Consider the following 25,793-nt stretch of genomic DNA (forward strand, 5'->3'; position numbering starts at 1 on the left):
CACGCCGCTGGTACCCGGTCAGCAGCTCTGTATGAGTGTATCCACTATTACAAAGCCAGAAATCGACCGTGCGCAAGGGCTTCCTTGCGTTGGCGGAGAATGATTGCGTCGAAGGGCTAGAGCGCCGCGGCGTAGAATTCGAGATAGCGGCGGGTGACCTCGTTCCAGGAATAGGATGCGAGGTCCGAGAGGCGCGGGCGCGTGTTGCCGGGGAAATGGGCGAGATCGGCATGCGCCTGCTCGACGGCCGTGGCAGCCTCTTCCGCATCGGCGAAGTCGACGGTCCGGACGACCGGAAACTTGCCAGCCAGGCTAGCGAAGGCGGCATTGGGCTGAACGACCGGTACGAGACCGGCGCTCATCGCCTCGACGAGAGCGAGGCCGAAGCCCTCGAACTCGGAGGCCGAGACGAAGAGTGAGGCGCGGCTCATCACCTGCCTTGCAGCGGCATCGTCGAGGCCAAGATGCAGCGTCACGTTCCGCTCCATGCCGGCGCTGGCGATCGCCGTCCGCAGGGCCTCTTCTGTCCAGTCGGAGGCGACGCCGAGCATGTCGAGATGCCAGCTGGGTTCACGCTGCGCCAGCACCGCCATCATCGCGATCAGCCGGTCCGGGCGCTTGTTCTTGGAGAAGCGGCCGATGCTGACCAAGCGGCGCTGCGGGTCAGGGCTGGAGGCGCCAGCGAACTTGTCGAGGTCGACGCCGTTCTCGATCACCCTGACCTTGCCGGGCGCAAGCCGCTCGAACATGCGGGCATCGTTCGTGCTGCAGCCGGCGATGGCGCGATAGGCCTGTGCGGAGAGCCGGGTCGGGCCGTTGAACCAGAGCTTCTTCAGGCTGGCGAAATCGCCGGTATGGAAGAAGCCGCCATGGGTGGTGGCGACGAGCGGCTTGCGATGCAGCAACCAGCCGAGGGCGAGCGCGTCGAAGAAGAAGTCGATCGCATGGACATGGACGAGATCAGCTTCGCGCAGATGGGAAAAGACCTCAGGTGCAAGCGGATAGCGCGTCGAGCCGCGGAAGGGGATGCGGCTGACGGGAATGCCGTCGATGACCTCGCTCGCCGGCAGGACGAGCTCAGGCCGCGAGAACAGGCGATCGAGCGTCACGACGGAGGGCTTGAGGCCAAGCGCCAGCTGGGCTCGGCAGAGATTGGCGACGACGTCCTCGAGCCCGCCGCGATTGGGCAGGAACTGGCGCACGACATGGACGATGCGGGTTCCCGCCGGTACTGCCGGCGTCGGGCGGTGGGAAAAGGGAGCGGTCACGGTTTGGCCTCCCGGCCGCAAACGGCAGTTGGCCGCTTCGCCTTGAAGCGTTCGAGCAGCACCTTCATCTGCGGGCGCTCGCCGGCCGGGGTCGGGTCCAGGTTGAAGACATAGTCCGCCGGCCACCAGGCCCCGGCGCCCCAGGCCGCCCAGCCCAGCCATTGCTGCGGGCTGGCGTCAAGCTTCGTCACCATCTGCCGGAGTGCAGTAAGGCATTCGGGTCGGTTCGAGGCGGCGAACTCGCCGAGAAAGCCGCGGCGCCCATGCGTCTTGAGCCAGGCGGTGACGTCGTCGATTCCCTTCAGCGCACCGGCGGCGGCGGAGCATTCCGGAGCGCGGCCGGAATAGTCGGCGTCGAGATATTGATGGAAGTCATAGGCGTAGCGGTCGAGCGGGTCGACGACTCCAAGCAGATCGCGGCCATTGTTGCCGACGGGAAGATCGGAGGTCCAGCTATGGGCGCCGCCAAAGGCCGTGCCGGTGACCAGGAGGAGTTGCTTGGCACCCGCCTTGCGGATCGCGGCGATGGCGGTGTTCTGGATCTTCGCCCAATCCGCGCTGTTGATGTCGTAGGGCTCGTTCATCAGCGAGAAAACGAGCTTGGGACGGTCGCGGTAATGCTGCGCGAGCTTGCCCCAGACATCGGCGAGCGCTGCGGCCGGGAGTTCTGCCGAGCCGAGCTGCTTCTTGGCGTAGTAGCCGTAATTGTGCAGGTCGATGATGGCGACGAGCCCGGCCTCCTCGATCCGGCGGACCGTCTGGTCGAGATAGGCGAGTTCCATGATCTCCAGCGAGCCGTTGAGCTGAGGCTGGAGGCGCTCCCAGCGGAAGGGCAGGCGGACGGCGCTCATGCCGAGCTTGCCGAGCCGCTGGATCGCCTGTTCGCTTGGATAGGTGTAGTCGGTGTCGACCTTGCCCGGCAGATCGCCGAACTCGGCGCCCGACAGGTTGACGCCGCGCAGGCACGTCTCCGCTCCCGCTGGCATGGCGGCGACCAGCGCCAAGGCGAGAATGAGTGATCTCACGGCGCGACGATCCTGAGCAAGGCATCGAGCAGGCGGCGCCCGGCCGCGAGATGCGTGAAGTTGTGGTCGGCGTCCGGGATCATCGTCAGCGAGGCGTTGGGATAGGCGGCAAGCCCTCTGCCTGCCTCGCCGAAATAGGTCTGGAGCTCGGCCATGCCGACATCGCCATCGGCATAGAGCAGCGACAGTTCGACCTTGCGCTCGGCGAGGGCGGCGAAATGGCGATGGCATTGGTGATGGAGCCGGCCATGCTTGGTCAGCCGCCCGAGCACCGGTGCGAGCTTGACCGAAAGCCGCTTGCGATAGCGGTAGATGAGATAGCGCCCGGCCGGCCCGACGCGGAGCTTGCCGGTGAGCAGGCGGCGCAAACCGTCCTTGCGGGCCAGCGTCGCACCGAGGTCGCCGGCGCTGCGATGGGCATAGCGGATCGCGTCCTCGACGCTTTCGTCGGGATCCCAGACGAAGCGCTCATTGTTGACGATCACCAGGCGGCGGATGCGTTCGTCGATCACGGCGGCATGGAAGGCGGCATAAGCGCCGCTGCAGCGCCCGATCAGGACCGGGGCGTCGAAACCGCGCGCCTCAATGGCGTCGATGGCGAGGCGGACATCGTCGATTTGCGCCTGCGAATAGAGGACTTCTTCCGGTCCGTCGGCCGCTACGCCACTGTCGCCGACGCTGCTGGCGTCGAAGCGCAGCGAGGCGATGCCGCGCGCCGCGAAGGCCCGGGCTTGGTTCACGCTGACCCGGGCCCAGCCGATATGATAGTCGCGGCCGGCATTGACGAAGATGATGGGCTCGCGCGCCGCGGGTCCAAGCGGCTCGCAAAGCACGCCGAAGAGGCGGCCGTCCGGGCCGAAGCGGATCGGGCGCTCGACGAAGCCGTCGCCGAGCACGCCTTCCGCCGGGCCGGGCAACCGGGGCGTCCCGATGCCGGCGGGAACCGGGGGCGTCGCCTCGGCTCGTTCCGCGATCCAGTCGACGATACCAGTGATCGTCGCCTTGGGCGGGCGAGCCGCGGTCGGATCGGTGGTCAGCGTCTCGTAGCCTTCATAGACGCGCTGCGTCACGGCGGTGCCGAGGCCCGTGAGCGCCTCGGCCAGTGCCGCGTCGCCGCCATGGCCGGGGCGGGACAGCAGCAGGACCTGTTCGGACGGCGCCCGCTGGAGCGTGCCTGTTCCGAGCGTAGCGATAGCCGGCAGGCGGCCCGGCGCGATGCGCAGGCCGGCCACGGCGCAGCGCGTGTCGTCGTCTGGGTCCGTGCCGATGCCGATCCGGTCCGAGACGATGCGCGTCCAGGCCGAAAGTTCGCGCAGATAGCGCTTGCCGTTGCCGACCGGAGCCATGAGGACGGTTGCCGCGATCGGCGCGAGATCTTCGGTGAGCTTGAGCGCCAGCGTTCCGCCGAGCCCTTGGCCGAGCAGGACGAGGCGCTCGCAGCCGCTGGAACGGCGCAGCAGTTCGGCCGCGGCGTGGACCGTCTCGAACCAGTCGTCCAGGTCTTGCGGATCGGCGGCTTCCTGCGCGTCGCCCTGGCCTGGATAGTCGAAGCGCAGGCAGGCGATGCCCTTGTCGGAGATCGCTTGCGCGAGACTGCGCCAGGTCGCGCGCAGGCAGAGCTCCTCATAGCCGACGGCGCCGAGCATCAGCACCGCGACTGGAGCATGGCCGGGATGGAAGACGCCCATGCTCCGGCCGAAGGTCACCGGCGTGCCGAAGGGCGAGGGTGTCGTCGCCGACAACTCGCTCGCCGGATCGATACGGTAGGCTGCGGCCATCGTCATCGGCCGACTCCCTCAGTGGCGCGGTCCGTCGGCAGCGGGGCTGCCTTGTCCGCCGGCGCGCCACCGAAAAGGAAGGGCCGGATGAAGGCGGTGGCCATGTTGTCGATCCGCCATTTCTCCTTGATCCAGTACCAGGCGGCGAGGCTCGAGGCGGTGCTGAAGATCAACCCGGCGATGGCGATGCCCATCAGTCCGCCAACCCGCGCCAGCCCGTAGAGCAGGCCGAGATAGATGACGAACATGATCGCCCGCGCGATCAGGAAGAAGCGCTCGCCGCCGCCGATCATCAGCAGCCAGGAGCCGGGGCCGAAGAAGGACAGCGAGACCGAGAGCACGCAGAGCGCGGTCAGCACATCGGCATGCCGGACGAATTCCGGATTGAACACATGCAGGATGAAGGGCGCGACGACGACCAGTGCCAGCGCGCCCAGCAACGAGATGCAGAAGCTCGCAAAGGAGAGCCGGCCGATCAGCAGCTGCGCGCCGGCCGTATCGGATTTCTGGAAGCGGGCGGCGATCATCGGAATGCCGACGGTGTCGATCGCCGCAAGCGGCAGCATCAGCAGCATGGCGATGCGCAGCGCGACGAAATAGAAGCCGGCTTCGTTCAGGCCGAGCAATGCGCCGATCAGGATGGTCTCGAGATAGGCGGAGGCGGAGTTCAGGACGTTGTTGGCGATGAAATAACCGCTTTCGCGGCGCCAGTCCGCATGTGTCTGTGGCGGGATTTGCTTACGCGCGCCGAGCCAGCCCAGCCCCTCGTCACGGAGGAAGATCGCGCTCTGGTAGAGCGTGGTCGCCGCGAGCAGGCCGGTGATGATCGCCATCGCGCCCGCGCCACCGACCAGCATGCCGGCGAAGCCAGTACCGGCGATGCACAAGATCGAGCTGCCGCGCCAGACGATCTCGCGCGGGACCAGCGACATGTTGATGCGGCCATGGATGCGAAAATAGTTCTGCAGGTATTCGCTGAGCGCGAAGATCGCGGCGAAAACGAAGGCGAGCCAGAGATAATGGTAGGTCGGGGGCAGCTCCTCGGCGAAGAGCCAGAGCGGCAGGGCCGCAGCCAGCAGTACGAAACAGCCGAGCGCGAGCCAGCGGGCGTTGACGCCAAGAAGCGCCTGGTTGAGCGGGTGGCCGCTCGCCTCGGTCCGGCGATAATGCTTCACGACGAGGATCTGCTGGCCGAGCACGGCGATCAGCCCAAGCGCGCTGCCGATCGAGAACAGGAAGACATAGAGCCCGTATTCCTGCGTCGGCAGGAAATGGCTCGCGGCCAGAAGCACGAAGAAGCTCAGCAGTGTGCTGCTGAAGCGCGACGAGAAGGCCGGCAGGAAGCGGCCCGCTCCGGTCCATGCCAGCTCCAGCAGCGCCTTCACGTCCGCGCCTCCCGCGGTTGCAGGAGGGTGCCTTCGGCCGGCTTGCCGACGAGGCTGTCGAAGACGGCGCCATAGGCGGCGGCAATGCGGTCCGGCGTATAGCGGGCCGCTGCGGCAAGCGCGCCGGCCGATTGCGTCGTGACGAGCGTGCGATCGCGGACAAAGGCCATGATTCGCTCCGCCAGCGCAGTATCGTCGCCGGGCTCGAACAGGGCGCCATTGATGCCGGGCTGGATCGTTTCGGGGATGCCGCCGGACCTCGCGCCGATTACCGGAACGCCATGGGCGAAAGCCTCGATCACCACCCGGCCGAAGGGCTCGCGGAACAGCGAGGGGGCAGCCAGGACATCGACCTGTGGCAGGAATTCCTCCGGCTTGGTCCAGCCGGGGAAGCGGGTGTTCTGCGAAGGGAAGCGCCCGGGTAGCGCCTCGGCGTAATCGCTCTGGCCGCTACCGGCAATCAGGAACTCGACCGGCTCGCCTGCGAGCCGGTGAGCGGCCGCCGCCAGGGTGTCGAGGCCCTTGATCGGATCGTGGACACCGATGAAACCGACTCGCAGCGGGCGATCAGCCGGTGGTGCGGTGCGAGGCAGGGCGCCGGGCACGGGCGCGATCGCGCCGGGGATCGGATGCGTGGTCGCGTTCGGGAAATAGCCGTGCTCGGTATGGCGGCCGATGATGAAATCGGTCTCGCCGATGACGGCATCGACGAAGCGCGAGGAGAGCTTCTTGCCGTAGGAGGTCGCCTGACATGAGGAGCAGGCACGGCCGCAATTGTCGCCACCGCGCCACATGCTGCCCTTCCAGCAGAGCAGGAAGGTGCTGCGCAGGATGTGCGCGACCGGCACGCCGCAGCTCTTGGCTGCCGCCCAGGTCGCGACATTGATGTTCTCGATCGAGTCGGTCAGCACGATGTCCGGGCGCAGGCGCCTGATCTCACGGCGCATGACCAGGAAGGCGCGCGGATTGAAGTTCTCCAAAGCGTGCCAGATCGCCTTCTTCCAGGCCGGGCGCGGCAACCGGTAATTCCAGTCGACATTGAGCGAGCGCAGGCGATGCACCGGCACGCCGTCATAGATCTCGTGCCGATCCTCGCCCGAGACGTTCACCACGGTCAGGTCATGGCCGGCGGCACGCAGCAGCTTGGCGACAATCATCGCCGAGATCGGCCCGCCACCGTCGATGAAAGGCGGGAAAGCTGCACAGGCCATCAGGATACGCATGCGGTCTGGACCTGTCCTCGTCACGGCGCGTTTGCTGGGCCGGCCTTTCCCTTTGGTAGGGATACCCGGCACGAGCTAAGCAAACGTTGGCGTGGCCGGGGGATTTCTCCCTGTTGTAAACGGGGCGTGAACGGGATCGCGCGGATCGCGGCTGCGCAATCGAAAAAGGCTTCCGATACCGCCAACTTTCGTAAATATTGAACTATCATCGACCACAGCAAAGCGAAATATTCCTTTTGCATGCGTTGGTTATTTAGTTAATTTTCAAATATTCGTGACTTATAATATTTGGCTAAAATTGTAATTAGTTTGTTACCGAAATATTAACCACAGCTCGACAGGATGCGCGGTGGAATTCCAGCCGATCCGGTCGGCGCATCCGGGCGCGGATGCGCGCGGTATCGGGACGGTTCGAGGAGATTTGCGGTGCCGGCTGCGCTCGAGGCAGGTGGAAGAGACGACGCGCCCGCGCCGGGCCGGCTCTCTGCTGCCTTCAGCCTGCCCGAACTGCTCCAGCTGCTGCGCCGTCGCCGCTGGCTGGTGATCGCGAGCGCTGCCCTCTGCCTGCTGCTGGCGCTGGCCTATCTTTCGGTCCAGACCCCGATCTACCGGGCCACGGCGGAGCTCCTTGTCGATCCGCAGGCGCTGCAGGTCGTCGGCAAGGACATCGTTCGTACCGACACTTCGGCCTCGATCGACTTCGCCAATGTCGACAGCCAGGCGCTGGTGATGACCTCGACCGGCGTGCTGCGCCAGGTCATCGAGGATCTCGACCTCGAAAACGATCCCGCCTTCAGCCGTCCGCCCGGCCTCATCTCGCGGCTGCTCGGCCGACTCGTGCAGCCGACGCCCGACCAGCGCATGGCGCAGATGGTCGACGCGCTCAAGAAGTCGATCGTGATCCAACGCGTCGAGAACTCGCTGGTCTTTCGCATCATCGTCTCGCATCCGCAGGCGCAGAAGGCAGCCGATATCGCCAATGGGCTGGCCCTGGTCTATTTCCGTCAGGGCAATGACGGACGCCGCTCCGTGGTCGAGCGCGCCAACGTGACGCTGATCGACCAGATCTCCGGCTTGCGCACGCAGCTCGACACGGCGGAGCGCGCTGTCCAGGGCTTCCGCAGCCAGCACGGCCTCGTCAGCACCGGTGAGGGCGGGCTCATCATCTCGCAGCAATTGCGCGATCTCTACGGCCAGATCAGCCAGGCCGAGGCCGAGTTCGCACGCCAGCAGGCGCGGCGCGATCAACTCGCCCGCTATCAAAACCGCGATCCGCTTTCCGACACATTGCCGGAGGCGCTTACGTCATCGGTGGTGACTTCGCTCAGGGGGCAATATGCCCAGAGCGCGCGCGAGGCGGCGAGCCTTGCCCAGACGCTCGCGCCGCAGCACCCGCGCCTGATCGAGATCCGGGCCGAGCTTGCCGAGACGCGCCGGCTTCTCGCCGGGGAGCTAACCCGCCTGCGTGCCACGGTGCAGGAAGGTTATCGCCAGGCCGAGGCCAATCTCGCCAATCTCAGGAAGCGGGCGACGGAACTGACCAAGTCGCAGGAGGTCAGCGGCGCCGCCCAGATCAAGCTGCGCCAGCTCGAAAGCGAAGCCGAAGCAGTGCGGGTCGTCTACAGCGCCTCGCTGCAGCGCGCCAAGGAACTCGAGCAGCAGAAGCGGATCGAGACCAACAATTCGCGCATGCTGTCCGAGGCTGTCGCACCGGCGGTCGCCAGCCAGCCGCCGGCCCTGCTGGTGATGGCAGCCGCGCTGCTCTTCGGCAGCTGCGCCGGGCTCGGGGCAGCCTATCTCATCGAATGGCTGCCGACGTCGCGGCTGCTGCCCCAGATGGCGAAGCCGCTCACGCCGGAAGCGGCCGGCCGGGCGATCGGTGTCGGCACCGTGATATCGCTGCCTGCCAGGGCTGCCAGCCGGGAAGATGCGCTTATTCCGATCACGCGGCTGCTGCAGAAGACGCTTGGCCCGCATCTGCCGGCATCCGTGATGATCGCCGGCTCGGCCGACGATGCCACGCAGGCGGCGCTTGCCGAGCATCTTGCCAACAGCCTGGCGGCGCATGGCGAGAGCGTGCTGCTCTGCCAGGATGGCACCGGCCGCGACATGAACATCCGCCGGATCGAACCCGCCACGACCGCATCGGTTCGGCCGGGACGGCGGCGCAACTTCATCATCATGCGGCAGACGTCGCCGACCGACGGCAAGGCGAGCGCGCGACCGGACGCGATTGTCCTGACGGCCTCGCTTGCCGGCGAGACCACACGCAGCCTCGTCGATCAGGCTGCGGCGGTAGACCCCGCCGGTGAACACATCGTGGCGCTCGTCGTTCCCGAGAGCGCGGGCGCCGGCGTGTCCAGCGTGGCGGCGCGCTGGCTGCGGCGTCCGGCGCAGGCGGCCGCGTGAGCAGGCCCTCGGCCATGGCTGACGGCTTCGAGCCGGGCCGGCCTCTCCCGACCCTGCCGATCGCGCTGCTGATCGGCGCGCTCACCTTCAACATGGCGCTGTGCTTCATCAACACCAACGTCATGGGTATCAACGATACCATGGTGATGGGCTGCGAGGTGGTGCTGGTCGCGTCCGCGCTCTATCTCGGTCTCGGTCGCAATGCCGCGCCCTATCTGCTGCTGGCGATCTTCCTGTCCTACGCCGTCCTGCTGATGGCGATGCGGCCGCTGATCGACCCCAAGGCGGTGCGCGATTTCCTGATCCCGATCGCCTTCTACCTGCTCGGCAAGAGCTGCAACGATATACGGCTGGCCGATCGCGCCGCCCTTGTCTGTGGGCTCATCGTCGTGGCCTTCGGCCTGTTCGAGTTCCTGGCGCTCGACGTCTACGTCTCCTATTTCAACATCATCAAATACTATGTGGCGCGCGGCACGGTGGCGCCGAGCGACGTCAGCAGCCAGACCGGCGCGCTCTTCGCCAGTGGCCTGCGACCCGACTCGCGCACGCTCTTGCCGTTCCTCGGGCCGCACCGGGCCTCATCGGTCTTCCTCGAACCGATCTCGACCGGCAATTTCGGCGCGATCCTCTATATCTGGACGCTCAACCGGCCGGGGATGGCAAAGCGCTGGCTGACCATGGCCACGGGGCTGACGGCGATCGTTCTCAGCGACTCGCGCTTCGGCGCCAATGTCTGCATCGTCGCCACGGTCGCCTATCTGTTGGCGCCGCGCACGCCGCGCTTCATCTGGCTGGTGGCGCCCTTCGTCGCGCTGATCGGGCTTGCGATCTACGGCTTCATCAGCGCCGAAGTGAACTGGCAGAACAATTTCATGGGCCGCATGCTCTGGACGGCGCGCCTCATCACCTCGCTGTCGCCGTCCGCCGTCTGGGGCCTGTCGCCGGACAAGCCCTTCCTGTCCGATTCCGGCTACGCCTATTCGCTCAACCAGATCGGGCTGCTCGGGGTGATCGGCTTCTGGAGCCTGTTCATCTTCGCGCCGGAGCGATCGCCCCGGGCCTGGCGGTTCAAGGTCTGCGTCGCGACCTATATCTGCCTGCTGATGATCGTCAGCGACTCCGTCTATTCGATCAAGACCGCTGCCTTGCTCTGGTTCATGACCGGATCGAGCGATGCCGATGCGGGCACCGAGCCCAAGCCGGCCAGCCAGCGCCGTTCGGCGCCGAACTACTCAGCCGCTGCGACAGGCTGAATGCTCGGAAAACCGAGTATTCGCGGCAATCGGCTGTTTACCACATCTGCGGACGTCGGCCCGCGAAATACATTCCGCAGTCTTTCTAGGGCGGCCGCAAGGTAACTTTAAATTTTATGCGTTAGGCCTGACGCAACGAACGAACGGCGTCAAACCAACCGACCGAAGCCCCTCGACAGCTATCGCGAGCGCCCTGCGCCAGCGTGTGCTGCGACGCGCCAAGGTCCGGTCGTCACAGGGCAGGACGAGAGATGAAGAGCAGGATCCGCGAAATCCTCAAGACCACTGGCAAGCTGCCGGTCGACGTTGCCACGCTCGGCGACGAGGCCGATCTCTATAATGCAGGCCTCACCTCCTTCGGCACGGTCGAGCTGATGATGGCGCTCGAGGATGCCTTCGAGGTCGAGTTCCCGGACAATATGATGAACCGGCGCAACTTCGCCTCGATCGCCGCGATCGAGAGCGCGATCCGCACCATCCAGAGCGAGCACGTCTGATGACGACGCTCGCCCGCCTCGCCGAAGCCGGCTACCAGCTCACCTCCGAGATGCCCGGCGCCAGCGCCGAGGCGCAGAAGGCAATGGTCGCAACGGCGCGCAAGATCGCCAAGATTGCGGCCGAGCACGCGGCGGATGTCGATGCGAAGTCGCGTTTTCCGCATGAGGTGTTCGAGGCCCTGAAGCGCGAGCGCCTGCTCGGCATCATGATCCCGGCTGTCCATGGCGGCGAGCAGGCGAGCCTTTCGACGATTTCCGAGATCTGCGCCGTGCTGGCCCAGGGCTGCGCCTCGAGCGCCATGATCTACGCCATGCACCAGATCAAGGTGTCGAGCCTGGTGGTGCATTGCGGTGACGATCCCTGGCACAGCGCCTTCATGGGCCGCATCGTTCGCGAGCAGCTCCTGCTCGCGTCGGCCACGACCGAGGGCGGCGGCGTCGGTGGCGATCTGCGCTCTTCGATCTGCGGCGTGGTCCGCGACGGCGACGACTTCACGCTCGACAAGGAAGGCTGCCTGATCTCCTATGGCGCGCAGGCCGATGCCATCCTGATCACCTCGCGGCGCACGCCCGAGGCTCCGCCCTCCGACCAGGTCATGTCCGTTCTGACCAACGACCAGTACCGGCTCGAGCGCAGCGCGGCCTGGGACACGATGGGCATGCGCGGCACCTGCTCCGACAACTTCACCTTCGCCGGCCGGGCCCCGGCCGAGCAGATCATCCCGGTGGCCTTCGCCGAGATCGCGGCGCAGTCGATGCTCCCCAACGCGCATCTGCTCTGGGCTTCGGTCTGGTACGGCATCGCGGCGGAGGCGGTGGCCCGCGCCGAGGGCTTCGTGCGCAGCGAGGCGCGCAAGCGCCCGGGCTCGACCCCGCCGAGCGCGCTACGCCTCGCCGAATTGCTCGCCCGGCTCCAACAGTTCAAGGCGCTGGTCGTCGCCGGGCTCGACCGCTATGAGCGCGCCCGCGGCGATACCGACGAGCTCTCCTCGATGGGCTTCGTCGTGGCGATGAACAGCATCAAGGTCGTGGCCTCGCAGAGCGTCGGCGAGATCGTGATGCAGGCCTTCCTGATCTGCGGCATCCAGGGCTATCGCAACGACAGCCCGGCGAGTCTGGCGCGCCTGATGCGCGATGCGCTCTCGGCGCCGATCATGATCAACAACGACCGAATTCTCGGCAACACCTCCAACCTGCTGGCCGTGTACAAGCACGACCCCAGCCTTTCCCGGTGATCGCATGTGCCAGAACTGCCCCCAGCCGCAGGGTTTCCTTGCGGAGCTGATCGATAACGGGCTGCTGATCGACACCGGTGTCGACGGACTCTATGGCCGCAGCGGCCTGTTCGAGGAGGTCGTCGCCCAGTTCGACGCGCTGATCACCCGCTATGGCGGAAAGGACGGCGCCGAGGTCGCGCGCTTCCCGCCGGCGATGAGTCGCAGCCATTTCGAGAAGAGCGGCTATCTCAAGAGCTTCCCGCAGCTCGCCGGCACGGTGCACTCCTTTGACGGCGACGAGCGCGCCCACGCCGAGCTACTGCACAATGTCGCCGAGGGCCATGACTGGACCGGCGGCCAGAAATCGACCGATGTCGTACTGACGCCGGCCGCCTGCTACGTGCTCTATCCGGTCGTGGCCAAGCGCGGGCCGCTCAAGCCGGATGGCGCGCTGTTCGACCTGCAATCCTATTGCTTCCGGCACGAGCCCTCGAAGGACCCGGCCCGGATGCAGCTCTTCCGGATGCGCGAATATGTCCGCTTCGGCACGCCCGAGCAGGTCACGGAGTTCCGTGCACTCTGGCTCGAGCGCGGCCAGGAGATGATGGCCTCGCTCGGCGTGCCCTTGCATGTCGACGTCGCCAACGACCCGTTCTTCGGCCGGGCCGGGCGCATGCTCGCCAACAACCAGCGCGACCAGCGCCTGAAGTTCGAGCTGCTGATCCCGATCGAGAGCGCGGAGAAGCCGACGGCCTGCCTCTCCTTCAACTACCATCAGGACCATTTCGGCACGACCTGGGGCATCGAGACCTCGGCCGGCGAGACCGCGCACACCGCCTGCGTCGGCTTCGGCATGGAACGGGTCGCGCTCGCTTTGTTCAAGCACCATGGCTACGACGTCGCGCGTTGGCCGGCTGTGGTCCGCAACGTGCTCTGGCCGTGAGTGCGATGACCGTCCAGCGGAAGATCGCCGAGCCCGCTGCCATGGCGGGCCGACTCCTGCCGGTCGATCCGCTCGCTTATATCAGGCATGCCATGCATGCCGGCGAGCGGCACTGGCCGCAGACCAATTGCTATGCCGATCTCTGGATCGAGATTTTGCATGCGCTCGGCCTGGAGCCCGCGGCGGCCTTCGGCTTCACCGTCACCCAGGATTTCGAGGGCGACCAGTTCACCTTCTTCAAGCCGCCGCTCGACGATCTCGAAGCGCTCTACGGCCTCAAGGTGACGGAGCTCGCGCTCTATGACGAGCTGATCGGCCATATCGAGCAGCAGATCGCGCTGGGCCGCCTCGTCCTGCTCGAACTCGATTCCTTCTACATGCCCGACACGCGCGGCGTTTCCTATCGCGACAGCCACGGCAAGACGACGATCGCGGTGAACCGGCTCGACCGCGCCGCCCGCGAGCTCGACTATTTTCACAATGACGGTTTGCACCGCGCCGAAGGCGAGGACTTCGACGGTTTGTTCCGGCTGCTCCCGGGGCAGATGCGCGAGGACACGCTCTTCCCCTATGCCGAGATGGTGCGGCTGCCGCAGCGCCGGCCGGACGAAGCGGCCCTGCGTGCGACCGCGCTGAAGCTGCTCGCCCGCCATGTCGGGCGTCGGCCGACGGACAATCCGGTCGCGGCCTTCCGCGCTGTCGCCACCGCGCAGGCCGAGGCGCTGGCCGAGCGGCCGGGCGCGGCCTTCCATCACTATGCCTTCAACACGCTGCGCCAGCTCGGCGCCAATTTCGAACTGCTCGCGAGCCATCTGTCCTGGCTCGGCCAGAGCGTCGAAGGGCTGGATGCGGCTCGCGACGGCGCCTTGCGCATCGCCGAGGGCGCCAAGGTCGCGCAGTTCCACCTCGCCAGGGCGATCAAGCAGAAGCGCTTCGAGCGTCTCGATGCGACGCTTGCCGGGCTCGTCGGCGAATACGATCAGGTCAGCGAAGCGCTCGGCCAGCGCTTCCCCGGCTGAGTGATGGCCCGCATCGTCGCGCGTAGCGGGGAACGGGTGGAGCCGCTCGCGGACTGGTCCTGGCTCGCGACCCAGGCCGATGCCGCTGCGACGCCGGCCGACTTGCCGGTTGAGGGCGAGTGGCAGGATGCCGCTGTGCCGGGCACGGTCGCCGGCACGCTGCGCTCCCTCGGTCGGCTCGACGACGCCAGCGCGAACGCGATCGGTCAGCAGGATCACTGGTATCGCACACGGCTGCCCAAGCCTTTCAGCGGACGCCTTCGCTTCGAAGGGTTGGCGACCGTCACAGAGATCTGGGTCGGGGGTGCCAAACAGGCCGACAGTGTTTCCATGTTTGCGCCTGTCGAGTTCGCCGTCGATTGCCCGGCCGGGACGGAGATCGCACTGTGCTTCCGCGCTCTGGCGCCGAAGCTCGCCGCCGCGCCGCGCCGCGCCCGCTGGCGGCCGGCGATGATCCAGCCCAACGCTCTGCGCTGGTTCCGCACCAGCGCGCTCGGCTCGATGCCGGGCTGGTGCCCGCCGGGCCTGCCGACCGGGCCGTATCGTCCAGTATTGCGGATCGAGAGCGCAGCGGACGCGGCAAGGATCGAAGCCGTTGACCTGCGCACGAGCTATGACAGGCGGACGGGGACCGTTGCGCTCGCCCTGACGCTCGCCGCCAACTCGCCGCTGCCACGTGGTGCCACCATGCGCTGTGCCGGCGGTGAAGCGGTTCTGCATACAGGTGGCGGTGGTCAATTAGCCGGCACATTGTCTCTGCCCGGTATCGCACCCTGGTTCCCGCATACCCATGGTGAGCCAGCGCTGCATGATCTCACTCTGGTGTTCGACGGCGAGACGATTGATCTCGGCCGCGTCGGCTTCCGTTCGCTCGACGTCGATCGTGGCGCCGATGGCGAAGGCTTCGGCCTGATCGTCAACGGCGTACCGGTGTTCTGCCGCGGCGCCTGCTGGAGCAATGCCGACGTCACGACGTTGGCCGGCGGCCGCACCGCCTACGAGCCCTGGCTCAGGCTGGCGCGCGAGGCCGGGATGAACATGATCCGCCTGCCCGGCGTGATGACCTATGAGGACGACGCCTTCTTCGCGCTTTGCGACGAGCTCGGCATCATGGTCTGGCAGGAGATGATGCTGGCCAATTTCGACTATCCGCAGAGCGATGCCGGCTTCCGCGCGGCGATCAAGGGGGAGGCGGAAGCGCGGCTGGGCCGCACGCAGGGTTCGCCGAGCCTCGCCGTGCTCTGCGGCGGCAGCGAGGTCTTCCAGCAATCGGCGATGCTGGGCGCGCCGCCGGAGGCCTGGTCCGGTCCGGTCTTCGACGAGGTCTTGCCGGAGGCGGTCGCCGCCTTGCGGCCCGACATCGCCTATGTCCCGAACTCGCCCTCGGGCGGGCCGCTGCCCTTCGTCGCCGACAAGGGCGTGACGCATTACTACGGCGTCGGCGCCTATATGCGCGGGCTCGACGATGCACGCCTTGCCAATGTGCGCTTCGCGGCCGAGAGCCTCGCCTTCGCCAATGTGCCGGAGGAGGTCTCGCTGCGCGGCGGCAAACCGCCGGCGATCACGCATCATCCCGACTGGAAGCGCGCCGTGCCGCGCGATGCCGGCGCCTCCTGGGATTTCGAGGATGTGCGCGATCACTATCTGGAGCGGCTCTACGGGCTCGATCCGGCGCATCTGCGGCGCGAGGATCCCGAGCGCTATTTCGCCTTGTCGCGCGCGACCGTTGCCGAGGTGATGGAAGAGACTTTCGCCGAATGGCGCCGGCCGGCCTCGCCGACACGCGGGGCACTGGTCTGGCTGCTGCAGGATCTCCAGCCCGGCGCCGGCTGGGGCGTGATCGCCAGCGATGGCGAGCCGAAATCCGCCTGGTACGGGCTCGCCCGCGCCTTCCGGCCGGTCCAGCTCGCGCTCACCGACGAGGGCGTCAACGGGCTTGCTCTGCATGTCATCAACGAACGGCCCGAGCCGCTGGCCGCGACGGTCGAATTGACCTGCTGGCGCGCTGGCGAGGTCGCGGTCATCAAGGCCAAGCGCGACGTCGCGCTCGCTCCGCGCTCTGCGATCACGCTGTCGGCCTTCGAGCTGATCGGTCGCTTCTTCGACATCGCCTATGCCTATCGCTTCGGCCCACCCGGACATGACGTGACCTCGGCCGTGCTGCGCGATGCCACCAGCGGCGTGGTGCTGGCCGAGGCCTTCCATTTCCCGCTCGGGCGCGGTCATGAGCGGCATCACTGCGGGCTTGTCGCGCAGTTGAAGCGCGAGGGTGACGATTGGATGCTCATGCTCTCGACCCAGCGCTTGGCGCAATCGGTCGAGATCATCGACCATGGCTGGCGGCCGGAGCGGAACTGGTTCCACCTGGCGCCGGGTGAGCTGCGGCGCGTCCGCCTGCTGCAACGCGAAGGCGCCAGTGGCGCACCGACGGGTGAAGTCCGCGCCGTCAACGCGATCGATCGCGCGAGCTACGCGGCGGGAGGATGAGAGCGGCGGTTTCGGCCGCCGCGGCCGTCTATCCGATTGGCGCGGGCCTTACCTTGGCGCGCGCCTGCTGCACGAGCGGTGACAGGACCGACATATCCGTCTCGAAGCCGGTGCGGAAATCCTCGCGCATGCGCTTCGTCCAGAACTGGTTGATGTGATCGGCGATCGCGGCGATCGCCTCCTCGTCGGGGTAGGACTTGAAGAAGTCGCCGATCTGGTTGGCCATGGCGGCAAGTTTGGCGAGATTCTCGCCTGCATGATCCCGGGTCGTCACGTCGCTGCTCTTCGCCTCGATCATCTGGCTTCGCTCTCCACTGTGTCGGCCAGGCGCCCGGCGAAGACGGTCGCGGAGTCTGCACGGGCGATGCAGACCAGGGTCAGGTCGAGCGCGTTCGCCCGCTCGATCGCCAGCGAGGTCGGCGCCGAGATCGAGACGAGCGCGCCGGCTCCAAAGATCGCCGCCTTCTCGACCATCTCGAAGGAGGCGCGGCTGGTGACCAGCACGAAGCCATCGCTCGCATCATGGCCGGCGCGCAGGCGGGCGCCGATCAGCTTGTCCAAGGCATTGTGTCGGCCGACATCCTCGCGCACCGCCAGGATCGCGCCGTCGCGGCCGCACCAGGCGGCGGCATGGACCGAGCGGGTCAGCCGATGCAATGGCTGCTGGCGTTCGAGCGCTCCGAGTGCGGCAGCGATCGCCGCGGGCGTAATCGGCCTCGCCTGGGCCGTGCGTGCTTCGGCTGTCGGCAGGTCGGCGAGCGCCTCGACGCCGCAGAGCCCGCAGGAGGTGCGGCCCGAGAGGTTGCGGCGGCGCGCCAGGTGCTCGCGGAAGCGGCCAGGAGCCAGCTCGACGGTGACGATGATGCCATCCTGCTGCGGGGCGGTCGCGATCGACCTGATCTCGTCAACGCTGTGGACGATGCCCTCGGTCAAGCTGAAGCCGGCAACGAAGTCCTCGATATCCGACGGCGTCGCCATCATCACCGCATAGGGCAGATTGCCGTAGACGATGTTGATCGGAGCCTCGACCGCGACCTCGGCACTGGCATCGACAATGCGCTCTGCGGCGCCGAAGCTGATGGTCCGGACGGCGACCGCATGGCTCGCCGGCGGCTGGGCGGGCGGGCTATTCCGCGGCATCGGGCAGGCGTCCCGCGATCAGGCGCAGCGAGACATCCTGCTCGCGATTGCGCTCCTGCCATTCGGAATAGTAGTTCGTCCTGCGGACCTCGACCGCGGTGACCTTGTATTCCGGACAGTTCGTCGCCCAGTCGGAATAGTCGGTGGTGATGACGTTGGCGCCAGTCTCTGCGTGGTGGAAGGTGGTGTAGACCACGCCTGGCTGCATCCGCTCCGAGATCTCGGCGCGCAGCGAGATGTCGCCCGAGCGGCTGGCGAGCGCGACGAGGTCGCCGCCCTTGATGCCGCGGCTTTCGGCGTCGAAGGGATGGATCTCCAGCACGTCCTCGTCGTGCCAGGCCTGGTTCTCGGTGCGCCTGGTCTGAGCGCCGACATTGTACTGCGAGAGGATGCGCCCGGTCGTCAGGATCAGCGGGAAGCGCGGACCGGTGCGCTCCTGCGTCGGCACGTATTCCGTGATCATGAACTTGCCCTTGCCGCGCACGAAGCGGTCGACATGCATCAGCGGCGTGCCGGCCGGAGCCTTGTCGTTGCAGGGCCACTGCACTGAGCCGAGCTCATCGAGCTTCTTGTAGCTCACGCCGGCGAAGGTCGGGGTCAGCAGGGCAACCTCATCCATGATCTCGCTCGGATGGCCGTAGCTCATCTCGAGACCCAGCGCTCGCGCCAGGTCGATCGTAACCTGGAACTCGGCCTTGCCGGAGAGCGGCATCATCACCTGCCGGACGCGGTTGATGCGGCGCTCGGCATTGGTGAAGGTGCCGTCCTTCTCCAGGAAGGAGGAGCCCGGCAGGAAGACATGGGCGTATTTCGCCGTCTCGTTGAGGAACAGGTCCTGGATGACGACGCATTCCATCGCGGCGAGGCCGGCGGTGACGTGCTGGGTGTTCGGGTCGGACTGGGCGATGTCCTCGCCCTGGACATAGAGCCCCTTGAAGCTGCCGCCGACCGCCTCGTCGAGCATATTGGGGATGCGCAGCCCCTGCTCGGAATCGAGCGCAACGCCCCAGAGCTTCTCGAACATGTCGCGCGTGGCATCGTCGGAGACATGGCGGTAGCCGGTGAACTCGTGCGGGAACGAGCCCATGTCGCAGGAGCCCTGGACATTGTTCTGGCCGCGTAGCGGGTTCACGCCGACGCCCTCGCGCCCGATATTGCCGGTCGCCATGGCGATATTGGCCATGCCCATCACCATGGTCGAGCCCTGGCTGTGCTCGGTGACGCCGAGGCCGTAGAAGATCGCGCCATTGCCGCCGGTGGCGTAGAGCCGGGCCGCAGCGCGCAGGTCAGCCGCCGGCACGCCGGTATATTGCTCGCTCGCCTCGGGCGAATTGCGCTCCTCGGCGACGAAACGGGCCCAGACCTCGAAATCGGCGAGGTCGCAGCGCTCGCGGACATAATCCTCGTCGATCAGCCCCTCGGTGACGATAACATGGGCGAGCGCGTTGACCAGCGCGACATTGGTGCCGGGCCTGAGCTGGAGATGGTACTCGGCCTTGACGTGCGGCGACTTCACCATGTCGATGCGGCGCGGGTCGGCGACGATGACCCTGGCGCCCTGGCGGATGCGCTTCTTCATCCTGGAGGCGAAGACCGGGTGGCCGTCGGTCGGGTTGGCGCCGATGACCAGGATGACGTCGGCCTTCTCGACCGATTTGAAGTCCTGCGTGCCGGCCGAGGTGCCGAGCGTGGTTTTCAGGCCATAGCCGGTCGGCGAGTGGCAGACGCGGGCGCAGGTGTCGACATTGTTGTTGCGGAAGCCGGCGCGCACCAATTTCTGGACGAGGTAGACCTCTTCATTGGTGCAGCGCGAGGAGGTGATAGCGCCGAGCGATTCCCGGCCATATTTGGCCTGGATGCGCTTGAACTCGCTGGCGGCGTAGTTGATCGCGTACTCCCAGGAGACCTCACGCCAGGGATCGGTGATCTTCTCGCGGATCATCGGCTTGATCATGCGGTCCTTATGGGTCGCATAGCCCCAGGCAAAGCGGCCCTTGACGCAGGAATGGCCTTCGTTCGCCTTGCCGTCCTTGTAGGGCACCATGCGCACGACGCGGTCGCCCTGCATCTCCGCCTTGAACGAGCAGCCGACGCCGCAATAGGCGCAGGTCGTGACCTTGGAATGCTCGGGCTGGCCGAGCTCGATCACCTTGTTCTCCATCAGCGTCGCGGTCGGGCAGGCCTGCACGCAGGCGCCACAGGAGACGCATTCCGAGCCGAGGAAGTCGGTCGGGCCAGCAGCGACGCGCGAATCGAAACCGCGGCCGGTAATCGTCAGCGCGAAGGTGCCCTGCACCTCGGCGCAGGCGCGCACGCAGCGATTGCAGACGATGCACTTGCTGGGATCGTAGGTGAAATAAGGGTTCGAGGTGTCCTTGGGCAGCCAGTTCTCGTTGGCGTAGCCCTCGGAGCTCGCCGGCTTGACGTGGTTCTCGCCCTCATAGCCGTAGCGCACCTCGCGCAGGCCGACGCTGCCGGCCATGTCCTGCAGTTCGCAATCGCCATTGGCCGAACAGGTCAGGCAGTCGAGCGGATGGTCGGAGATGTAGAGCTCCATCACACCCTTGCGCAGGCCGGACAGGTTCTCCGACTGCGTGCGGACGATCATGCCGTCCTCGGCCGGCGTGGTGCAGGAAGCGGGCGTTCCGCGCCGACCCTCGATCTCGACCAGGCAGAGCCGGCAGGAGCCGAAAGGTTCGAGCGAGTCGGTGGCGCAGAGCTTGGGTATCTTGGTGCCGAGGCTCATCGCCGCCGCCATCACCGAGGTTCCGGCCGGGACGGTGACGCTCTCGCCGTCGATCGTCAGCGTGACCGTCTTCTCGGCGACCCGGATCGGCGTTCCGAAATCGATTTCCTTGATCAGGCTCATCGATGTCTCCTCACTCGGCCGCCAGCGGCAGGCGCTCGGCCGGCGGACGGTCGAAATCCTCGAAGAAATGGTTGAGCGCGCTCATCACCGGCATGGGGGTGAGCCCGCCCATCGCGCAGAGCGAGGCGTCGGTCATCAGCTTGTTGAGATCGCGCAGCACGGCGAGATTCTTCGGCCGCTCGTGACCGGCGACGATCTTGTCGACCAGCTCGACGCCGCGCGTCGCGCCGATGCGGCAGGGCGTGCACTTGCCGCAGCTCTCCTTGGCGCAGAACTCGAAGGCGAAGCGGGCCTGCTTGGCCATGTCGACGCTGTCGTCGAAGACGACGATGCCGCCATGGCCAAGCATCGCCTTGATGCCGGCCAGCGCCTCGTAGTCCATGGCTACGTCGAGCTGCTGTGCCGTGAGATAGGCGCCGAGCGGCCCACCGACCTGCACGGCGCGGATCGGCTGGCCCGAAAGCGTGCCGCCGCCTAGGTCCTCGATGATCTCGCGCAGCGAGATGCCGAAGGCGAGCTCGATCAGCCCGCCGCGCTTGATGTTGCCGCCGAGCTGGACCGGCAGCGTGCCGCGCGAGCGGCCCATGCCGTAATCGGCATAGGCCTTGGCGCCGTGGGTCAGGATCCAGGGGACGGCGGCGAAGGAGAGCACGTTGTTGACGATGGTCGGCTTGCCGAACAGACCCTGCAAAGCGGGGATCGGCGGCTTGGCCCGGACGATGGCGCGCTTGCCTTCCAGGCTCTCCAACAGCGAGGTCTCCTCGCCGCAGATATAAGCGCCGGCTCCAAGCCGAACTTCTAGCTCGAAGGCCTTGCCCGAGCCGAGCACGGACGCACCGAGAACGCCGGCATTGCGCGCCTTCAGGATCGCCCGCTGCAGCGCCTTGTGGGCATGCGGATATTCCGAGCGCAGATAGATGTAGCCTTTGGTCGCGCCGACGGCGATCGCAGCGATCGCCATGCCCTCGATCAGCAGGAAGGGGTCGCCTTCCATCAGCATCCGATCGGCGAAGGTGCCACTGTCGCCCTCGTCGGCATTGCAGACGATGTATTTCTGTGTCGCACTGGCGTCGTGGACGGTCTTCCACTTGATCCCGGTTGGGAAGCCGGCGCCGCCGCGGCCGCGCAGGCCGGACGCCTTCACTTCCTCGACGATCTCCGCGCCGGTGAGCGAGAGTGCCTTCTCGAGGCCCTTCAGCCCGTCATAAGCGCGATAATCGGCGAGCGAGAGCGGGTCGGTGACGCCGACGCGTTCGAAGGTCAGGCGCTGCTGGCGCTTCAGCCAGTCGAGCTCGTCGACAGGTCCGAGCCGTAGCGCATGCGCACCGCCATTCTGGAAGCCGGCCTCGAACAGCACAGCGACATCCCTGGCCGCGACCGGGCCGTAAGCGATCCGCCCCTCTGATGTCTCGACCTCTACCATCGGCTCCAGCCAGAGCAATCCGCGCGAGCCGTTGCGCACAATCTCGACGGCGATGCCGCGCGTCTGCGCGGCCTTCGCGACGGCATTCGCGACAGCCTCGGCGCCGACCGAGAGAGCGGCAGCGTCGATCGGGACATAGATGCGGACCGCCTCGGTCATTGCCGCGCTCCGCACAGCGCCGCGACGCGGTCGGCATCGACGCGGCCGAGCAATTCGCCCTCGACCAAAGCGGAGGGGCCAAGCGCGCAATTGCCCAGGCAATAGACGGTTTCGACCACCGCATCATGGCTGCCACCGTGACTATCGACGACGATGCCGTGCTCGCGCGCGAGGTCCTCGACAACGCTGTCACAGCCCAGCGCCTGGCAGGCCTCGGCCCGGCAAAGCTTGACGATGCGGCGTGGCGGCGGTGCGGTGTGGAAGTCGTGATAGAAGGAGATGGTGCCGTGCACATCGGCCCGCGACAGGTTGAGCGCCTCGGCGATCAGCGGCACGGCCTGCGGATCGACATAGCCGAACTCCTCCTGCAGCGCGTGCAGGATCGGCAAGGTCGCCCCTTCGAGGTGGGACAGGCCCGACACAATCGAGCGCGCCTCGTCCTGATCCCAGGCTGGGTAGTGGACCATCGTCCCTCCTCCACGCAGCCTGTTCGCCCGGCCTGCGCCTTTCGAGAAAGGATGGGGAAGTTTAGGATGATTTCAAATCGTTTGTTCTGACTAATTGATAGGTTTGGACTATCAGTCTCGGCGAGATCGGCCTGCCGACAGTCCCCGTGAGCGAGAAAAATGCTGATAACCTCAGCTTATCACGTAGCCGGCCGGGCTCGCTGTCTGATGTTTCAGCCTCTTCGATAGTCGTTGGCTATTTGACGATCGGGCGCCGCGGCAGCGCTGCTTCGGTCACCGTCTCGGACATCATCAGCAGGTTGCGAGCCAGCGGTGCCGAGGGTTGGCGGTCGGCCATGATCAAGCCGATCGTGCGTTTGGCGTCGGGCTCGGTGAGCGGCAGCGCCTTGGTGCCGAGGGGGACGCCGAAGAACTCCAGGAGTTGGATCGAGACGATGCTGGAAACGCCCTGGATGCCGGCATGCGAGCACAGATTGAAGATGGAGTTGGTCTCGATCGCCGGCTTCGGCGCATGCCCCACAGAGCGGAAAATGCCGTCGATGATGCGCCGGTTCTGCATGTCGGCAGTGAGCAGGCAGAGTTTGAGCTCGGCGGCTTCGGCCCAGGTGATGGTCTCGCGCTCGCCGAGCGGCCCGTCCTCGCGCGTCAGCAGCACATAGGCTTCCTGGTAGATCGGTTTGGAGACGACGCGTTCGAGGGGCTCGTTGTCGAGATAGGTCAGGCCGACATCGAGTTCGAAATTGTCGATCCCGTTCTGAATCTCGGTCGAGGTCAGCGACAGCACGGTGAGCGAGGCGCCGGGGTAGCGCGTCGAGAATGGTGCAGTGATATGCGCGATCATCGGCAGCGCCGTCGGCACGGCGCCGAGCCGGATCTTACCGCTGACGCCTTCGCGCAGTTCGGCGATCGCGTCCTTCATCTGATCGGCTTCGGCCAGCATGCGCCGGGCATGGGCGAGCACGACCTCACCCTCTCTGGTCAGTCCCTGGAAGCGCCGGCCGCGCTCGACGATCAGCACGCCGAGTTCTTCTTCGAGCTGGACGATCGCGGCGGAGAGCGTCGGCTGCGAGACATGGCAAGCCTCGGCCGCCTTGCGGAAATGTTTCTCGCGGGCGAGCGCGTCGAGATAGATGAGCTGGCGGATGATCATGGCCGAGTCTCAGGCGTTCCTGTCGAACGGCGCCAGCTCCGGCCCGACTCCCAATTCGTGCGGCGCGCCGCGGCCAGTCTTTCCAGATTCTGGCGGCTTCCGATAGGCGCAACGAAAAGGGGCCGCTATGGCGGCCCCTTCCTGAGGACTATCCCGGCGATCAGTTGTGGTGTGGCAACACGCCGGCACCTCGGCCCGGCTGGGCCTCCACGTTTTTGAAGTGGTCGTGGTAGGCGAGGTACTGGGCTTGCTCGGCGAGAGCACGCTGGTTCTGGGCCTGCTCATGCACGATGCTCTCGGCACCAAGCTCGGTGGCGTAAGCCATGGAGCTCGCTCCCGAAAGCAGAAGCGCTGCTGTGATGGCGATGGTCCTGCGTGAAAGCATGAAAATCTCCTGTTTGACTTAGTCGCCCTGCGGATCAGCTAGTCACCGCAGCGCGCTTTCCAACAGCGCCGCGCCAATTGCGGGCTCACATTCCCGTTACGCCCCGCTTCAGCGGCCTTTCGCGACATTCCAGTAGACCGGGACGCCGGGGGAGAGCAGGCCGTTGAGGCTGGCCTGCTGGCCGCGCACCAGCCAGAACTGCCCGACGGGCACATAGGGCACGGTCTCGATGGCGCGCTCCTGGATCTTGCGGGCGATCGCCTTGCGGGCATCGAGATCGGGAGCCATCGTGAACTCGGCCCGCAGCTTCTCGATCGCCTCGTCGCAAGGCCAGCCGAACCACGCGTTCTCGCAGTTCGAGCGCAGCGCCAGATGGCCGACCGGCTCGGTCATATCAGGCGCGGCCGGCCCGGAGGCGAAGGTGGACCAGCCGCCTTGCGTCACCGGATTCTTGCTGGTGCGCCGGCTCGACAAGGTGCCCCAATCCATCGCCTGGTAGTCGACATTGAGGCCGGCATCGCGCATCAGCTGCGAGATGACGAGAGTCTGGGGGCTGAGCGCGGTTTCGGTGGCATCGAGCACCACGATCTTCTCGCCCTTGTAGCCGCTTTCAGCGATCAGCTTCCTGGCTGCCGCCAGGTCGGCTTTCGGCCAGGACGCGTCGGTGAAATAGGGCGAGGTGCACATGTAGAAGGACGGGCAGATGGTGTAGAGCGCCTTGTCGTCGACATAGGCGCGCACGGCCTGCTCCTGATCGACGAGCCGCAGCATCGCCTGCCGAAGCTTCGGATTGTTGAACGGCGGCTGCGACTGGTTCATCCGGAAGACGCCCTGCAACGCGGCGAGCTTCGAGACGGTGATGCGCTGGTTCCCCTTCACTAGCGAGATCATGTCCGGCGGCATCTCCTCGAAGATGTCGATCTCGCCGGCCTGCAGCGCGTTCAGCGCTGTCTGCGCGTCCGGCATGATCAGCCATTCGACGCGGTCGACATTCGCCAGCTTGCCGCCGGAGAGGCCATCGGGCGCCTCCTTGCGCGGCTGGTAGGTCGGCGCCTTGGCGTAGACGATCTTCGAGCCCGGCGACCATTGCTCCTTGACCAGCATGAATGGCCCCGAACCGGTCGCGTCCGTGATGTTCTGGTTCGAAGGCGTGGCGGCGATGCGCGCCGGCATGATCGCGGGCAGCATCGAGCTCGGCTTGCCGAGCGCATCGAGCACCAGGCCCCAGCGATCCTTGAGCACGAGCGTGATCGTCTTGGGATCGGTCGCTGTCAGCGAGGCGGTGTGGGCCAGGAGCTGCTGGCCGAGGCCGTCGCGCTCGCCCCAGCGCTTCAGCGAGGCGACGACGTCAGTGCTGGTCACCGGCGTGTTGTCATGGAATTTCAGGCCCTCGCGCAGCACGAAGGTCCAGGTCAGACCGTCGGGCGAGGTGGTGAAGCTCTCCGCCATCTGCGGCTTGATCAGGCCCTTGGCGTCCACCGCAAACAGCGTGTCGTAGACCATGTAGGCGTGGTTGCGGACCATGTAGTCCGAGGTCGTCATCGGATCGAGCGTGCGCAGGTCGCCGAAGGGGCGGACCTTCAGCACGGTCTGGGCTGCGGCCGGCAGCGCCACCAGCGGCAGCACGAGGCCCGCCGCCAGCGCCAGTCTTCTCCTCAGGCTTGTCATCTTTTCCCTCCCTCTGAACGGTTTTCTG

The 25,793-nt window shown here is 66.5% G+C and carries 20 protein-coding genes; 7 read left to right on the forward strand and 13 right to left on the reverse strand.

The genetic code is table 11. The features are described 5' to 3' along the window. Positions 1-116 precede the first annotated feature (116 nt). The 5 genes from B6S44_RS13440 to B6S44_RS13460 are packed head-to-tail and all read right to left on the reverse strand — an operon-like array spanning position 117 to position 6,679. Positions 117-1,268, reverse strand: a complete 1,152-nt coding sequence (locus B6S44_RS13440) for a glycosyltransferase family 4 protein (protein ID WP_248309582.1) — start codon at positions 1,266-1,268, stop codon at positions 117-119. Further along, on the reverse strand, positions 1,265-2,293 hold the full coding sequence (locus B6S44_RS29860) for a glycoside hydrolase family 5 protein (protein ID WP_164985815.1): 1,029 nt from the start codon (positions 2,291-2,293) through the stop codon (positions 1,265-1,267). The genes B6S44_RS13440 and B6S44_RS29860 overlap by 4 nt, the downstream gene beginning before the upstream one ends. Beyond that, positions 2,290-4,077, reverse strand: a complete 1,788-nt coding sequence (locus B6S44_RS13450; RefSeq protein WP_129157400.1) for a serine aminopeptidase domain-containing protein — start codon at positions 4,075-4,077, stop codon at positions 2,290-2,292. The genes B6S44_RS29860 and B6S44_RS13450 overlap by 4 nt, the downstream gene beginning before the upstream one ends. Next, complete coding sequence (locus B6S44_RS13455) at positions 4,074-5,456, reverse strand: lipopolysaccharide biosynthesis protein (protein ID WP_129157401.1); 1,383 nt, start codon at positions 5,454-5,456, stop codon at positions 4,074-4,076. The genes B6S44_RS13450 and B6S44_RS13455 overlap by 4 nt, the downstream gene beginning before the upstream one ends. Next, on the reverse strand, positions 5,453-6,679 hold the full coding sequence (locus tag B6S44_RS13460; RefSeq protein ID WP_129157402.1) for a glycosyltransferase family 4 protein: 1,227 nt from the start codon (positions 6,677-6,679) through the stop codon (positions 5,453-5,455). Before B6S44_RS13460 ends, B6S44_RS13455 begins: the two co-directional genes overlap by 4 nt. A 426-nt stretch (positions 6,680-7,105) precedes the next feature. Here B6S44_RS13460 and B6S44_RS13465 point away from each other — a divergent pair, with 426 nt between their 5' ends. The 7 genes from B6S44_RS13465 (at position 7,106) to B6S44_RS13495 (ending at position 16,504) form a co-directional block, all read left to right on the forward strand. Continuing rightward, positions 7,106-9,088, forward strand: a complete 1,983-nt coding sequence (locus tag B6S44_RS13465) for a GumC family protein (protein ID WP_164985816.1) — start codon at positions 7,106-7,108, stop codon at positions 9,086-9,088. Between the two features lie 14 nt (positions 9,089-9,102). Further along, positions 9,103-10,341 (forward strand): UDP-phosphate alpha N-acetylglucosaminyltransferase, encoded by a 1,239-nt coding sequence (locus tag B6S44_RS13470; RefSeq protein ID WP_164985817.1) that lies wholly within the window; start codon positions 9,103-9,105, stop codon positions 10,339-10,341. Between the two features lie 251 nt (positions 10,342-10,592). Further along, the gene (locus B6S44_RS13475) at positions 10,593-10,838 is read left to right on the forward strand and encodes an acyl carrier protein (RefSeq protein ID WP_129157405.1); all 246 of its coding nucleotides are present in this window, start codon (positions 10,593-10,595) and stop codon (positions 10,836-10,838) included. 50 nt (positions 10,839-10,888) lie between these two features. After that, positions 10,889-12,073 (forward strand): acyl-CoA dehydrogenase family protein, encoded by a 1,185-nt coding sequence (locus tag B6S44_RS13480; protein ID WP_129157681.1) that lies wholly within the window; start codon positions 10,889-10,891, stop codon positions 12,071-12,073. Between the two features lie 4 nt (positions 12,074-12,077). Then, on the forward strand, positions 12,078-12,998 hold the full coding sequence (locus B6S44_RS13485; RefSeq protein WP_129157406.1) for an amino acid--[acyl-carrier-protein] ligase: 921 nt from the start codon (positions 12,078-12,080) through the stop codon (positions 12,996-12,998). A gap of 5 nt (positions 12,999-13,003) precedes the next feature. After that, positions 13,004-14,017, forward strand: a complete 1,014-nt coding sequence (locus tag B6S44_RS13490) for a DUF1839 family protein (RefSeq protein WP_248309583.1) — start codon at positions 13,004-13,006, stop codon at positions 14,015-14,017. A 3-nt stretch (positions 14,018-14,020) separates the two neighbouring features. Next, a complete protein-coding gene (locus tag B6S44_RS13495; RefSeq protein ID WP_129157407.1) occupies positions 14,021-16,504 on the forward strand; it encodes a glycosyl hydrolase 2 galactose-binding domain-containing protein in 2,484 nt (827 codons plus the stop codon). Between the two features lie 28 nt (positions 16,505-16,532). On the opposite strand, the gene B6S44_RS13500 is transcribed toward B6S44_RS13495, so the two are convergent. From B6S44_RS13500 to B6S44_RS13530, 8 genes are all read right to left on the reverse strand, one after another. Further along, complete coding sequence (locus tag B6S44_RS13500) at positions 16,533-16,802, reverse strand: formate dehydrogenase subunit delta (RefSeq protein ID WP_129157408.1); 270 nt, start codon at positions 16,800-16,802, stop codon at positions 16,533-16,535. Continuing rightward, a complete protein-coding gene (gene fdhD / locus B6S44_RS13505; protein WP_129157409.1) occupies positions 16,799-17,644 on the reverse strand; it encodes a formate dehydrogenase accessory sulfurtransferase FdhD in 846 nt (281 codons plus the stop codon). The genes B6S44_RS13500 and fdhD overlap by 4 nt, the downstream gene beginning before the upstream one ends. Next, positions 17,631-20,513: a formate dehydrogenase subunit alpha gene (fdhF, locus tag B6S44_RS13510; RefSeq protein WP_129157410.1), complete on the reverse strand. Its 2,883-nt coding sequence runs from the start codon at positions 20,511-20,513 to the stop codon at positions 17,631-17,633. Before fdhF ends, fdhD begins: the two co-directional genes overlap by 14 nt. A 10-nt stretch (positions 20,514-20,523) precedes the next feature. Then, complete coding sequence (locus B6S44_RS13515) at positions 20,524-22,095, reverse strand: formate dehydrogenase beta subunit (RefSeq protein WP_129157411.1); 1,572 nt, start codon at positions 22,093-22,095, stop codon at positions 20,524-20,526. Next, positions 22,092-22,562: an NAD(P)H-dependent oxidoreductase subunit E gene (locus tag B6S44_RS13520; protein ID WP_129157412.1), complete on the reverse strand. Its 471-nt coding sequence runs from the start codon at positions 22,560-22,562 to the stop codon at positions 22,092-22,094. The genes B6S44_RS13515 and B6S44_RS13520 overlap by 4 nt, the downstream gene beginning before the upstream one ends. A gap of 235 nt (positions 22,563-22,797) precedes the next feature. Next, on the reverse strand, positions 22,798-23,712 hold the full coding sequence (locus B6S44_RS13525; RefSeq protein ID WP_129157413.1) for a LysR family transcriptional regulator: 915 nt from the start codon (positions 23,710-23,712) through the stop codon (positions 22,798-22,800). Positions 23,713-23,872: 160 nt separating this feature from the next. Then, positions 23,873-24,037, reverse strand: a complete 165-nt coding sequence (locus B6S44_RS29360; RefSeq protein ID WP_164985818.1) for a hypothetical protein — start codon at positions 24,035-24,037, stop codon at positions 23,873-23,875. A 168-nt stretch (positions 24,038-24,205) separates the two neighbouring features. Continuing rightward, a complete protein-coding gene (locus B6S44_RS13530) occupies positions 24,206-25,765 on the reverse strand; it encodes an ABC transporter substrate-binding protein (protein ID WP_248309584.1) in 1,560 nt (519 codons plus the stop codon). Positions 25,766-25,793 lie beyond the last annotated feature (28 nt).

It is taken from the genome of Allobosea sp. Tri-44 (assembly GCF_004123845.1).
GTDB lineage: Bacteria > Pseudomonadota > Alphaproteobacteria > Rhizobiales > Beijerinckiaceae > Allobosea.